We start from the raw sequence: 14385 nt of genomic DNA, 5'->3' as shown, positions 1-14385 counted from the left end.
TTTTTAGTCTATTATTGTTGTTTTATTTACGTTTTTTCTCATTTAATCACAATTTTTATGTGTACTGTATTGCAGTTATTGGAGTCTTGTACCTGTGCTGAAAAAGATCAACTTTTACAATTTTGTAGGGTTCGGCATGCCCCGGATTCTAAAAAAGTCCGATTACTAAATCTATTCCTGACCAGACCGGGGCTTTCGGACAGTGACTATTCAAAAATTATCTATCGAGATCCTGATTCTTCTGCTTATCCGCAACTGAAAAAAAGACTAAAAGAAGAACTCGAGGAGTTGATTCTGCTCCTCAAACACCACGCTCAGACAGATGAGATGAGAAACCGCATTGAATGCAGCGAGCTTCTACTTCGCAGTCAGGTATTATTGGCCAGAGGTCTTCGACATGAAGGTGCCAAACTCCTGGAAAAATGCTTGAAAAAGGCAATCAGAGAGGATTTTGCAGATCTAACTTTATCGATTTTTGATATTTCCCAGCGCTTCAAACTGGAAGAAGTATTAAGTAAAAAAGACCTTCCCGAGTTGGAATTAGTCATCAAGAGCCACTTACAGATTCTGGTCAATCAATATTATGCTCAGGAGAAATCCTTCAAGAAAAATGAAAAAAACACGCCCCTGAGTCACTTGCTCCGGCAACTAAACTATGATCGGAAAAACTGGGGACGTCTAGCGGATATCCGTCAGTCCATTTCTAAGCACAACTTCGAAAAAGCAGCCATCCTTATCCAAAACTCTGAGTCTAATTTTGCGGATTGTACAGGTCAAAAAGAGGCCTTTGAGGAATTTAGTCTCGTCAAAATTCAGGTACTCTTATATACCCAGCAGTTTGGCAAAGCCATACAAAACTGCACGGATCTGAAGATTAAGTTCTGTTTTTCTCATGAATACCTCTGTGAAATATCCAAATTGGAATGGTATGCCCGATTTCATCTCAATCAACTCGACGAGGCGCTACAGATTCTGAAAAAGCAACTGTTTCCCACCTTTCCAAATGAATCCGGCATGTGGAAGTATTTGGAAGCTGTAATTCATTTCCGACAAAAGAACCTGAAGAAAGCTCTACTCCTCGCTCACGAATGCCAAGGCGAATTGAAAAATTTCCCAAACTACTATCTTGGCTCAAAAATGCTGGAACTCATGATCCTCTTTGAACAAAACGATCAGGACTGGTTAGATTATAAGATAGATAGTCTAAGAAAATTAGTTTGTCGTTGGAAAGGAAAATTGAGTGCAAGGATTGAGACCTCCTTTTCACTTTTCATGGATCTCCATCGCCAATTGCCTGGAATATCCGCTATTCCACTCATCCATAATTCAAACTTTAGAATGCTGGAAGAAGGCAAAGAAAAGTATGCCTGGCTGCCTATTGGCTTTGAGCTAGTCCGATATGACCGGTGGATTTCGGAAAAAATAAACCATCCTGTACTATCAATAGTCTAGAATCAACAGCCTGAACCTTTTCAAGTACCATTTATAGCTACTTAATTTTTCTACTTCGGGTTAGAAAACAATATTTAATAATAGATTAATCATCTATAATTCAATTATTTATGATTTGATCAGTCTATCCAGACACGTCAAGTTTGTATTTTTTTTCCTGTCTTGGCAGACCAAGGTTAGATAACTTTTAATCCTTGAATTCGCTTTTGCCCCAGCTAAATTTTTAGAAAATGATTCATTCCGTTTTGGAATTTTTGACACAAGAGCTCAACTCATTCCTCAAGCTCAAAGTGGGAGATCCGCTCACTACAAGGATATTTTTGTCCGGCGTGACCAACGAAGCTGGAATCGCTATTCCGGATCAGTCTCTGGGTCTTTCCCTTATCAACATAGAAGAGGAGCGTACCAATAAGGAGCAGCAAAGCCGCTTTGTCAATTCGGTGGGAAAAGTAGAAAAACGAAATCCGGAGATCCAGCTCAACCTCTATGTGCTGATCACAGCCAATTTCCAAAACAAACAGGCTAATAATACTTCTGATGATTATGTCGAAGGGCTGAAGCAGCTCAGTTATGCTATTGCATTCTTTCAGAGCAAAAATGTCTTCACCCCTGAAAATAGCCCTGCCCTGTCAGGCTTCGACGAATCGCTGAAAAAAATTGTCGTAGAGCTTTACAGCTATTCATTTGAGCAGCTGTATAACTTTTGGTCTGTGGTCGGTGCCAAATATCTCCCAAGTGTTTTATACAAGATAAAGACGCTGACCATTCAGGAAAATGCGATTCAGGAAAGCGGTGAGCCAATCGAGCAAATTTTTCTCACTTCACTTCACAAGTCATGAATATCATCTACAGCAGGCTTTTCGAAGTGAGTGTCCTTCATGATTATTTCAGAGAAGGAATAGCACGTGAGGTTAGATTATCTCCCACTCTGGAAACCATGGAGCTACTCAAAAAGGGGCGAATGCTACTCCGGGAGACACCCAGTGGGATCGTAGTGCTCTATCGTGCAAAAATGGATCTTGCCTCTCCAGAGGTGCTTTTAAATCCTCCGATTGAATTCAACTTTTTTATCCAAAGTACTAATCCTACTCAGTTTTTTGCAGTCACCCGACTATCCAAAGGATTGAGAACTTACCAAGCCGGGGATTTTTTGGCATTTGCCAATTCTCCCGCCGCCGCTTCATCTGATCCACAAAACCCCGAAAAAATTGAATTGGAAATTTGGGATGGAGTTCGATCCAAAACTTTTAGCAGCAGGATAAAACTCGATCCAATTCCCTCCAAGGTGATTTTTCAGGTGAAGAATTCCTCAGGAGAAAAGATTCCCTCAGGTCTTGACGCTAGCGGCACCTTGCTGCCTTTGGATTTGGAATTGACTCCGGATGACAAGGGAGAGGTTCTTCTGAAGATCGATCTGAAAGGTAAAAAAGAAGGCCAGTATAGCCTGATACTTAGAAATGAATCCGACACAGAAGACCTCTGGAAAAGAGATTACTTCCTGACCCAAGACAATGGGATCAATGCAGCAATCGGCGTTTTGAAAATCAACTACATTTCTGGTCCGGACCATTTGTATGGCCCTAGAGAAAATTACGCACTTGACTTCAAAAGAAAAGCGACCAAGTGGACCTATATTATAGTGAGCCAAAACAAAAAAATCGACTTGGGTTCTGCGCAACTTTCTATTCGGGACAAAGGAAATCCACCTGATTCTCCCTATGCTACTTACAATTTTCAGCAGATAGGAGATGCGCCTAATGCTGATTTCAAGGTCAATAATTCGGAGACGGTCATTTTCAAGTCTCAAGACCCAATTCCTTTTTTTGAAAATCCAAAATTGAATCTTGAACTCCGCCGAAAACCCGGAAATCGAGTATTGTTTGCAAACCTACCCAACCCTTCAAGATCAGGTGCTATCAAAGTTAGCCCTGGTGAAGAAATCTCAGAAATCTATGTATTCATTTAATCCTAACTGATATGGCAGAATTCAAAACACCCGGGGTGTACATCCAGGAAATCTCCACCCTACCCGCATCGATTGTACCGGTGGCTACTGCCATCCCAGCTTTTATTGGTTATACTAGACAGCGTATCCGAAATGGGGATTCTTTCGATCCTAATATTCCCGTCAGGGTGACCTCCTATCTGGAGTACAAAGAAATTTTCGGAGAGTCATTTTTTGAAAACTACACGATCACCATCAGTGATGGACCAAATGTAGCCATTACCGATCCCGCAAATTTTTCTCAATACCTGATGACTTATCAGGTTTACATGTACTTCTCCAATGGAGGTGGTCCATGCTGGGTTGTTTCAGTAGGGGACTTTGTAGCCAGCCCTACCGGAGACGATATCGATATCGCCGATCTATTGGCTGGATTAAAAGTGCTGGAAGAAGAAGATGAGCCCACACTCCTCGTAGTGCCAGAAGCTGCAAATCTTACTGCTATCAATCGAAAAACCCTCCATGATCAGATGCTGGCACAATGTGCCAAGCTTCAGGATCGATTTGCCCTCATGGATGCGCTCCATTATTCTGGTCAAACTGTAGTCGAAGACGGGGAAGACTTTCGCGCTGAAGTTGGCAGCTCTGACCTCAAATATGGCGCAGCTTACTATCCCGGGTTGAAGACCATCCTTTTTAGAAATTTTGATCAAAACTCCCTGACCGTGGTGGATAACCGCGGCGGAAATGGTTTGGGCCCTTTTCACCAAAAAACCCTAGCAGAAATCGGGAATGGTGAAAACCTGGCGAAAGCGGAAATTACCATCACCGACAATGATGAAATTGATACAGAAGAATTTGTGATCGGAGGTATCCAATTCAAAGAAGGCACACAGTTCACCAAGGCAGGAACAGAGATAGCCACGGCAACTGCAATGAAAACTGCCTTGGATGCCTTACAACCAGGTCTTCCCTTTACTGTGACACGAACCTCAGCCACGCTGACTCTTACTGCAAAATCAATCGGTGAAGCTGGAAAACTCGGTTTCACTTATATCCCTGCCGCTACTCCCGGCGCAACGATATCAGGTACAGGTACCTTCACCTGGATTGGCCCTGATAAGACCTTGTATAATCTAATCATTGGTAGTCTACAAAGTAAGCTGATGGAATTATATCCTGCCGCTAGTATGGCAGGTGTCTACTCAAGGGTAGATAGCCAGCGTGGCGTGTGGAAAGCACCCGCCAATGTGGACTTGAGATCGGTATTGAGTCCGACTGTTTCGGTAAGCGCTGATGAGCAGGCGGGATTAAATGTAGATGCAACCTCGGGAAAATCAATCAACGTCATTCGCTTTTTCCAAGGAAAAGGAAATCTGGTATGGGGTGCGCGGACACTTGCAGGCAATGATAATGAATGGCGCTACATACCCGTTCGTAGACTCTATATTTTCATAGAAGAATCAGTGAAAAAAGCCACTGAATTTGTGGTCTTTGAACCGAATGATGCCAATACTTGGCTTCGCGTAAAAACAATGATCGAAAACTTCCTCACCAATCTCTGGAGGGAAGGAGCGCTTGCAGGAGCTAAAGCAGAGCAAGCATTTTTTGTGAGAGTAGGCTTGGGTCAGACGATGACAGCCTTGGACATTCTGGAAGGCAGAATGATTGTAGAAATCGGACTGGCGGCAGTAAGACCGGCAGAATTTATCATCCTGAAGTTTTCGCACAAACTTCAAGAATCCTAATCCCTTTTAACCCCAAAACGCAAAACTCATGTCAAACTACGCTACCCCAGGTGTATACATCAAAGAAATCTCAACCTTTCCAGCCTCGATAGCAGCAGTAGAGACAGCTATTCCGGCTTTTATCGGGCATACAGACCTAGCTTCAAAGAATGGTGAATCCGTCAGAGGTATTCCCACGCGGATTACTTCGATGCTGGAATATGAATCAATTTTCGGATTTGCGCAGCCTGAGATTATCACAGTTACCATCACTGACACGTATACCGGGGAAAATAGTCAGCCGGCAAAACTCAGTGCCAGAACCATCAAGGCCAGCCCACCCCCCACGACCAGTGCATTTAAAATGTACTACAGCCTAAGGCTATTCTTTGATAATGGCGGAGGTCCCTGCTACATCATCTCGGTCAATGACTTCTCCGCTCCTCCAAGTGTGGGAGACAGTACCACACCGACCAGTCTATTGGGAGGATTAACAGCCTTGGAAAAAGTGGATGAGCCTACCCTGATCGTATTTCCGGATGATCTGACTTTAGCAAATGCCAAATCAGTGTATGAAGCAGCATTGGCACAGTGCGAATTGCTCAAAGACCGATTTGTTATTTTGGATGTGAAAGTCAATACGGCCGATCCAATCGCAGATGCGGACAATTTCAGAAATTCAGGAATAGGAAGTGGAGATTTGAAATATGGTGCTGCATACTATCCAAATCTCAAAAGCGCGCTAAATCTCGGCTACAGCTCCTCCACCGTGAGTATCAGCCAATCCCACACCTACATTGGTGCAGGCACGCCTAATCCAGCTATTACCAACTCTGCAAATGGCTCCAACTTGGACGCCATAGCCACCGCTGACCCTAGCCTTCATCGGGCTATCCTCTCGGAATTAAATAAACTCTATATGACTGTCCCTCCCTCAGGTGCTATAGCGGGAGTTTATGCCCGAGTAGACAGTCAACGAGGCGTCTGGAAAGCTCCGGCAAATGTAGATATCCGTTCCATTATCGGTCCAGAAATCAAAGTATCTAACGAGCAACAAGCCTCTCTGAATGTGGATGCTTCCTCTGGTAAATCTATCAATGTGATCCGCTCATTCACAGGCAAAGGCACATTGGTCTGGGGAGCCAGAACACTAGCAGGCAACGATAACGAATGGCGATATGTACCTGTGCGAAGACTGTTCATCTTCATCGAAGAATCGGTAAAAAAAGCAACTGAATTTGTGGTTTTTGAACCAAATGATGCCAACACATGGCTTCGTGTCAAAACTATGATTGAGAATTTTCTTGCGAAGCTTTGGAGAGACGGGGCACTTGCTGGCGCCAAACCCGAGGAAGCATTCTTTGTACGAATTGGACTGGGAATCACCATGACTGCTCAGGACATCCTAGGGGGCCGAATGAATGTGGAGATCGGCTTGGCAGCTGTTCGTCCCGCTGAATTTATCATCCTGAAATTCTCGCACAAGCTTCAGGAATCCTAATCACTTTACTCATCAAAACTTTTAAAACCAATAGATCATGGCAGTAGCATATCCATTATCCGTCTTTCATTTTCAGGTAGAATGGGGCGGCACCCGCATCGGCTTCACGGAGGTTTCAGGACTTACCATCGAGCTTCAGTCCATCGACTACCGAGAAGGAAGCTCCCTGGAGTACCATGTCACCAAGATGCCGGGCATTCCTCAATTCAGCAACATCGTCCTGAAGCGTGGCGCATTCCGTGCTGACAATGAGTTTTTCCAATGGCTCAATACGGTGAAAATGAACAAAATTGAGCGAAGAGATCTCACTATCAGCTTGCTCAATGAGGAGCATGAGCCCGTCATGGTTTGGAAAGTAAAAGAAGCTTGGCCATGCAAAGTAGAAGGGCCGACGCTTAACTCAACTGGAAATGAAGTGGCCATAGAGACCATCGAGCTCTGCCACGAAGGATTGGCAATCGAAACACCCTAATCCATGACCATTTTCCATCCGCCTACCGGTTTTCACTTTCTGGTCCGACTGGAAGGATTGCTGCTCAAATATCCCGGACTACCTGATATAGGATTTCAGGAAGTGGGAGGTCTGAGTGTGGAAATTGGAGTTGAGGAATATGCCGAGGGAGGAGAAAACAGATTCAAACACCGCATGCCCGGACCGATTGCCTATCCCAATCTCACAATGAAACGTGGTATGCTCAGCGGTACTCAAGCGGTAAAGTGGTTTAAAGATTCAGTGGAGGGTTTCCAATTTGAATCCCATGACATCACGGTCATTTTACTTAATGAAGACCATTTGCCCTTACAGGCTTGGAATTTCATCAACGCCTGGCCGGTCAAATGGAGTATAGAAGGACTCAATGCCATGGAAAATTCGCTGATGATCGAATCCATTGAATTTGCCTACCAATACTATCGAAGGATTTCACCCGGAGATGTTTTACCATTCTGATTATGCCCATTGAAATCAAAGAACTCATCATCCGCACAACTGTGGATACTGCGGAAGAAAAGCCAACAGGATCATCCAAGCCCCAACCGGGAACAGAATCTGTGCTTGTTGGGATACAGGAACTCACTCGCTTAATCAAGGAAAAAAACGAACGCTAATCTTGAAGCTATGGCTCTTAAAGATATTTTTTCTCCATTGGGAGGACTGGAAAAGCTAAAGATAACGGCTTTCTCTGATGATCAGTACAATACCTCCTCAGAGACCTATGTGGTGATGTACAATCCTACAGCCTTCAGTCAGGAAATCACCAACAAGTGGATTCCAGAAGAGGGGCTCACAGACGGTGCACAAAACCAGTTCAAATCCAATCAGTCTGAAGGGGTTTCCTTTGAGTTTTTCTTCGACGCTACAGCTACCTCACCTCCGGGAAAAGACGTTCCCGGCGATGTGAATCTCTCCTACTTAGGCGACAATAAACCCAATCTGGATCGGATCAGCGGAAATAAAGTCTCTGCTTTTGACCTGATCAAAGAGGATAAACATGTCGATAGGGCGATTCAAAAATTTCTTGAAATCACCCAAAAAATTCAATCTTCTACTCACAAACCAAACTTCCTCCAGATCAATTGGGGTGCTTTTCAATTTCGTGGAGTATTGGAAAAAGCCACCATCAATTACAAGTTATTCAATGCTGCGGGACTTCCCATCCGAGCAACCGTCGCCGCTAGCTTTAAGCAAAGCATCTCCCGACAGGAGCAAGCTGCAGAAGCCGGCCGAACCTCTCCTGATCTCACGCACATTCGTGTGGTGAAATCGGGCGATACACTTCCCATTATGTGCCAGAGAATCTATGGGACTTCCGAATACTATTTGGAGGTGGCCAAAGCAAATAAACTCAGAAACTTCCGCAGACTCGAAGTAGGTCAGGAAGTCTTTTTTCCACCCTTAGCCAAATCCTAAATCCATGCCTTTAGTACCTGTCAGCACCGAAACTAACCCAAGCCTAGCTACCTACAAGATTTTTTCTGATGGAAGCGAATTGCCCGCGTCAGTAGGTGTAGCCATGATTTCAGTCCAAAAGGCAATCAATAAAATTCCATCAGCACGGCTGGTGCTCTATGATGGAGATGTTTCTGAGGGGGATTTTGAATTAAGTGGAGGCGAACTTTTTGTTCCCGGAAATGAAATTGAAATCAAGGCAGGATACAATGCCATCGAACAAACCATTTTCAAAGGAATCATCATCCGACATGGGCTTGAAGTCTCAGAAAAGGCCTCTAAACTCACGATCGAGCTTAAAGATCCTACCATCAAAATGACTGTGGGCCGCAAAAACAAATATTTTTTTGAATCTAAAGATTCAGATATCATCGAGGAAATCATCGGCACCTACAGTGGAATAAGCGCTGAGGTCGAAGACACTTCATTGTCCCACCCTGAAATGGTCCAATACTATGTCACAGATTGGGATTTCATCCTAACCCGTGCCGAAGTCAATGGAAAAATAGCCATTGTCGAGGACGGGAAAATCAAAATCCAGAAACCAGAAACCAGCGCAGAAGGCAAATTGGAGCTTCAGTTTGGTGCGAATGTAGTCGAGTTTCAGGCAGAAATGGACGCTCGAACGCAGTACTCTGCCAGCAAAAGCATGAGTTGGGATCTGGCCAATCAAGAACTCAAAGAAACTGAAGCGAGCGATCCTGGCATGGATTTTCAAAGCAATCTGAGCGGATCCCAACTCGCCGATGTGATCGGCCTGAGCGATTTTCGCCTTCAGCATAGCGGAGGCTTGGATGATCAGGAATTGCAATCTTGGGCTGACGCCAAATTGATGCGAAGTCGCCTTTCTAAGATTCAGGGGCAAATCAAAATTTTAGGGGACAATACGATCAAGCCGGGAGACATGGTTTCCTTGGCGGGCTTTGGTGACCGATTCAACGGGAAAGCTTTCGTTTCATCAGTTTACCATGAAATATCTCCAAACAGGAAATGGTACACCCACCTGGGTTTGGGACTCGATTCCCGGTTTATTTCCAGCCTATATGATGACGTATTGGACGTGCCTGCAGCAGGTTTGGTCCCAGCTATTCAGGGATTACATGTCGGTAAAGTGACTTCTTTGGAAGATCCCTTGGGTGAAAATCGGGTCAAGATTTTTTTGCCCATCATCGATCCAGGCTCTGAAGGGACTTGGGCAAGAATGGCCTCTCCTGATGCCGGGGATAACAGAGGAATCTTTTTCATGCCGGAAATCGGAGATGAAGTCATCGTCGGTTTTGTCAATGAAAATCCGAGGGATGCCATTATTCTTGGCAAGCTCTACAGCTCAGCCCGTCCTGCTCCTTTGAATCAAAATGACGATAACTATCAAAAAGGAATTGTCACCAAGACAGAATTAAAGCTGGTTTTTGACGATGAGAAAAAGTCGATCAGCATAGAAACCCCAAATGGGAATAAAATAATCCTCAGCGATGATGAAGGTAGTATTCTTCTGGAAGACGAGAATGGGAATAAGGCTTCCTTGAGTGCAGATGGAATCACATTAGAATCAGCCAAAGACATTATCCTGAAAGCATCCGGAGATGTCAAAATCGAAGGAACAAATATCGAAATCAAGGCTTCTGCACAGTTCAAAGCAGAAGGCGGTGCGGGAGCAGAGCTATCCTCCTCAGGAAGCACGGCAGTCAAAGGTTCACTAGTTCAAATCAATTAAACGATGCCAGCAGCAGTCAGAGTCACAGATACTACCAATCACGGAGGAACAGTCATCGGGCCGGGAGTCGCCACGGTGTTGATCGGCGGTATGCCGGCTGCAGTACTAGGTGACAACCACGTCTGTTCTCTTCCTCCAAATTCACACCAACCCACAGCGAGTCCTTTTATTCAAGGGAGTGCAACAGTAATGATTGGCGGAAAACCCGCTGTCCGGGTCGGTGACACCTGTGTCTGCGGAGCAGCGGCTGTAGTAGGCGAACCCACAGTAATCATCGGATGATATGGCAGAGAAAAACACATTTCTAGGACGTGGATGGGCTTTCCCTGTGACTTTTCTTAGAAAGTCAAAGGAAGAACCAAGTCCAAGCCATGTCAGCATGGTCGAAAACGAAGAAGACATTCGCCAGAGTCTGATCATTCTCTTGAATACCTCCATCGGAGAGCGAGTCCTACGCCCAGAGTATGGGGCTAACATGGAGGATCTCCTGTTTGAGACACTGAATGTGACCACAGCAACTATGATTACAAACAGGATCAAACGAGCAATTCTCTTCCACGAGCCCCGGGTGAAAGTGGAGGAAATAGACATGAGACCAAACTATGCCGAAGGCAGAATCGAAGTTCTGATTAGCTACTTCATCATCTCTACAAACAACAGACAAAACCTAGTCTATCCATACCTTTTCATAGAAGCCACTGACGTACCCAAATGAGCACTGACAGCTGCCATAGCACCCAAGTACCCGGAAGCGGAACCAACCGTGGCAACAGACTTTTGGAAAGTCTGCTGCCAAGCTTTGTGGCAGTGGATGGCCGAAAACTCCAGGACTTGAAAGCCTATGCAATTGGTCTGGCCGCTCAACTTAAGTTTAGAACCCAGGATGAGGATTGGGATGGGGACTGGGCTTCCTTTTTCCGAAAGGAAATTGATCCCGACCAGCAGACCGATCCTCACTATTCCCTCTTTCTTGCTTTTCTTCAAAACTATCTACTCGCACAAGCTGACCTGAATGGACTGACCAAAAAACACCTTGACTTTTTCTACCGGGATGTTTTACGATTAAAGGAAAAAGCGGCTGAGGCCGATCAAGCCTATCTCATCATCCAATTGGCCAAGCATGTCGGTGAGCATCTTTTGCCAAAAAATTCCGAATTCAAGGCTGGAAAGGATGATATCGGCAAAGAGATCATCTTCAAAAACCACCAAACTGAAACTATTAACAAGGCTGAAGTTGCATCAATCAAGGCCTTGTTTAAAGACGAAAATGGCAGGTTTTACAAATCCCCCATCGCCAACTCGGCAGATGGACTGGGAGCAGAAATCCTGAATGCAGATGGTCGATGGAATCCTTTTGGTCGGCCAAAAAGTTTTTTCCCTTCTTCAGACCGACAATCTGCAATTCTAGGTTTCGCTGTCGCTTCCCCAACATTAGTTTTGGCAGAAGGACTTCGAAAGATCACGCTCACCCTAAGCTTTCAACCTCAAGAAGGGCTATTGGAAAAATTAAAGAGTCTTCACCTCAATTCCACTTTTAGATTTCTCCTCAGTGGTGAAAAAGATTGGATTGAAGCTGCGGTAGGTTTTCCCACGGGTGAAGAGTCCGTAGAAGGCGATGTACTGGCATTTCTAAATGGAGCAAATACCTGGCAGGATATCGCTGGCCTCGAACCCCAAGCAGGCCCTGTTTTCGATGATCCTGAGCTTGGAATTCATCGCCCATTCCGTGGCTATGACATCGGAGAAGTCACCGCCAAAAATATTCTGAGCAAAAGGGCTTCTTTGGCTGGCAACAGGTTTTCCTCTCTGGATCAGGTCGATGAGGTGAGGGGAATGGGCAAGGATAAAATTGCCGACCTCCTTTTCAGTTTTAAAACCCAAAAACATGAGCTCCGCGATTTGGGTCCCAGAGGTGTTGAGCTTCTTCTCAAATGCCATTTGATTCCAGACCAGGATGCTGTAGTCGGATACAATGAGGCAGTCCTACTGCAAAAATTCAAAACCGCCCAACCGGTTTTAAAAGTAGAACTTGAAGATACCACCCAAAGCTACGCCTACCCTATTTTGCAGGGAATCGAGCTTTCTTCAATAAAAATCGATGTGGATGTGAGCGGGCTGGAAAATCTGATTTTGCAGAATGATCAGACGATTCTTCCAGTTGGGAAAAATATCAATCCCTTTGGATTCAGGCCAGCTTTAGGTTCTAATTTCTACATCGGTAGTCGGGAAGCTTTTAGTAAAAGTCTGAAGAGTTTGACATTTCATTTGGAATGGCATGGCTTGCCTTCTTTAGGATTCTCTAATCATTACGCTGAGTATTCTCCAGTAAAAACCAACTCTTCCTTCCAGGCCAAAGCCTATTTTCTAGATGACCGATCCTGGGGAAATTCCAAAAAAACCTTCAACCTTTTCAGTGGATCAGGAGCACCGAATACCAATCAATCCTATTCTATATCTTCTAGTGATTTGGGCGGAATCGAGCCGGAGCCTGAATTGGAGCAATTCATCAGTTGGTCACCATCCTCAAAGAGAGGTTTTCTTAAGTTGAGTCTAACCGGAGAAGATTTTGGACATCAAGAATACCCGAAACTCTTCGCTAATAAAGCAATTCTCAAAACCAAGGCAGAAAACCCCAATACCGTTGCCCTTCCCAACGAACCTTACACGCCCGAAGTAAAAAGTGTAAAACTAGACTACACCGCCTCAGATTCCTTTCAAATTGGAGAAAGTGATTGGAATTCATTTTTTCACATTGGAGCATTTGGGGAAGCAAAACAGGATAAAAATCCAGGTCTTTTAGTACCGGATTACTGGGAGGAAGGGTATCTACTGATCGGTCTCACCACTCATTTACCGGGTCAATCGATCCAACTGCTAATCAACGTGCTAGACGGAAGTGCCAATCCTGAAAAAACTGTCCCTACCGTTTATTGGAGCTACCTCAGCGGTAACGAGTGGAAAATTTTTGATAAGCTGGACGTGGTTTTGGACGAAACTAACGGACTAATCCAAACGGGACTAGTCGGATTTACCATGCCTCGGTCCGCTGATCAATCCCACACAATCCTGGATGATGGCATGACTTGGATTAGGGCAACGGTCAAAGAAAACAGTGATGCCATTCCAGATTTCACGCACATTATCGCACAAGCTATTCGAGTGACTTTTGAGGATTTTGAAAATGATCCCAACAGACTAGCCACAGCCCTTCCTGCCAAAACCATTGCAAAACTTAAGAACTCCCAAGCCCAAATCAGCAAAATAGATCAGCCTTTCGCGTCATTTGGAGGCAAGACTGCAGAAGCTTTGGAAGATTTTTACACACGGATTTCCGAGCGACTGAGACATAAGCAGCGTGCCGTGGCCCGTTGGGATTACGAGCACTTGGTACTGGAGTATTTCCCTGAAATCTACCAGGTCAAAGCGCTCAATCACACCGAGTACGACGGCAACTTGGAGAATTACCGAGCCCTTGCTCCACGTCATGTGACCGTAGTCTTGGTAGCCAATGTCCAAAATAAAAACGCCATCGATCCGCTGCGGCCAAAAGCAAGTGTGGCATTGATCGCAAAAGTCCGTGAATTCATTTCCGAAATCTGCTCTGCGGGGGTCCATCTTCATGTAGTAAATCCGGTCTATGAGGAGCTGCAGATCAAGGCAAATGTGCGGTTTTTGGCCGGAGTGGACCGTTCCCTTTTTGCAAAAAAGCTCGAAGACGATCTGAAAGCATTCCTTTCGCCATGGGCCTTCCAAAGTCCGGAAGCATTCACTTTCGCTGGAGAAATTCACAGCTCAGTGGTCTTACATTTTGTAGAAAAACTACCCTATGTGGACTATTTGACCTGTTTTGAACTGTACCACATCATCAAGAATCCTGTGAACGGAGAGATCATTTCACGGAAGCAAGTCGAGGAAGCCAAAGGAAGCACAGGGGTTTCTCTCTTAGGGTCTGTAGGATCTATCGATACCTATGGAGATCATTTGATCACAATTTTGGAAACGGAGGATTGCGAATGCGCAGATAATGTAGTACCAGCGATCATTGACATCACCTCCACGGAAAGTTCGGACATGGAAGAAGCTTTTGACACCTAAGGA

At 44.9% G+C, this 14385-nt stretch carries 13 protein-coding genes; all 13 read left to right on the top strand.

Translation table 11 applies throughout. The features are described 5' to 3' along the window. The first annotated feature begins 57 nt into the window (after positions 1 to 57). The 13 genes from DK188_RS01750 (at position 58) to DK188_RS01695 (ending at position 14382) form a co-directional block, all read left to right on the top strand. Positions 58 to 1452, top strand: coding sequence for a hypothetical protein (locus DK188_RS01750; RefSeq protein WP_111669057.1), 1395 nt, complete (start codon positions 58 to 60; stop codon positions 1450 to 1452). Between the two features lie 230 nt (positions 1453 to 1682). Further along, entirely contained in the window at positions 1683 to 2291 is a 609-nt protein-coding gene (locus DK188_RS01745; protein WP_111669056.1) for a DUF4255 domain-containing protein, read from the top strand. Continuing rightward, positions 2288 to 3418: a hypothetical protein gene (locus tag DK188_RS01740; protein WP_111669055.1), complete on the top strand. Its 1131-nt coding sequence runs from the start codon at positions 2288 to 2290 to the stop codon at positions 3416 to 3418. Before DK188_RS01745 ends, DK188_RS01740 begins: the two co-directional genes overlap by 4 nt. Positions 3419 to 3429: 11 nt before the next feature. Then, positions 3430 to 5145 (top strand): phage tail sheath family protein, encoded by a 1716-nt coding sequence (locus tag DK188_RS01735; protein ID WP_111669054.1) that lies wholly within the window; start codon positions 3430 to 3432, stop codon positions 5143 to 5145. Positions 5146 to 5173: 28 nt separating this feature from the next. Beyond that, entirely contained in the window at positions 5174 to 6625 is a 1452-nt protein-coding gene (locus DK188_RS01730) for a phage tail sheath family protein (RefSeq protein ID WP_111669053.1), read from the top strand. A 37-nt stretch (positions 6626 to 6662) separates the two neighbouring features. Further along, positions 6663 to 7097 (top strand): phage tail protein, encoded by a 435-nt coding sequence (locus DK188_RS01725; protein WP_111669052.1) that lies wholly within the window; start codon positions 6663 to 6665, stop codon positions 7095 to 7097. Between the two features lie 3 nt (positions 7098 to 7100). Next, entirely contained in the window at positions 7101 to 7574 is a 474-nt protein-coding gene (locus DK188_RS01720; RefSeq protein WP_111669051.1) for a phage tail protein, read from the top strand. Positions 7575 to 7576: 2 nt separating this feature from the next. Continuing rightward, complete coding sequence (locus DK188_RS21415; protein ID WP_157963141.1) at positions 7577 to 7732, top strand: DUF5908 family protein; 156 nt, start codon at positions 7577 to 7579, stop codon at positions 7730 to 7732. A 10-nt stretch (positions 7733 to 7742) separates the two neighbouring features. Beyond that, positions 7743 to 8534 (top strand): CIS tube protein, encoded by a 792-nt coding sequence (locus tag DK188_RS01715; RefSeq protein ID WP_111669050.1) that lies wholly within the window; start codon positions 7743 to 7745, stop codon positions 8532 to 8534. Between the two features lie 4 nt (positions 8535 to 8538). Next, positions 8539 to 10287: a type VI secretion system tip protein VgrG gene (vgrG, locus tag DK188_RS01710; RefSeq protein ID WP_111669049.1), complete on the top strand. Its 1749-nt coding sequence runs from the start codon at positions 8539 to 8541 to the stop codon at positions 10285 to 10287. Positions 10288 to 10290: 3 nt separating this feature from the next. After that, positions 10291 to 10569 carry a PAAR domain-containing protein gene (locus tag DK188_RS01705; protein ID WP_111669048.1) on the top strand — a complete coding sequence of 93 codons (279 nt, stop codon included), beginning with the start codon at positions 10291 to 10293 and terminating at the stop codon, positions 10567 to 10569. Position 10570: 1 nt separating this feature from the next. After that, positions 10571 to 11002, top strand: coding sequence for a GPW/gp25 family protein (locus tag DK188_RS01700; RefSeq protein ID WP_111669047.1), 432 nt, complete (start codon positions 10571 to 10573; stop codon positions 11000 to 11002). Further along, complete coding sequence (locus DK188_RS01695; RefSeq protein ID WP_111669046.1) at positions 10999 to 14382, top strand: baseplate J/gp47 family protein; 3384 nt, start codon at positions 10999 to 11001, stop codon at positions 14380 to 14382. Before DK188_RS01700 ends, DK188_RS01695 begins: the two co-directional genes overlap by 4 nt. The last annotated feature ends 3 nt before the right edge of the window (positions 14383 to 14385 follow it).

This window comes from Algoriphagus litoralis (genome assembly GCF_003259255.1).
Classification (GTDB): Bacteria; Bacteroidota; Bacteroidia; order Cytophagales; family Cyclobacteriaceae; genus Algoriphagus; species Algoriphagus litoralis.
Note: the sequence above shows the minus strand (reverse complement) of the source record. Positions and strands in the feature narration are given on the sequence as shown.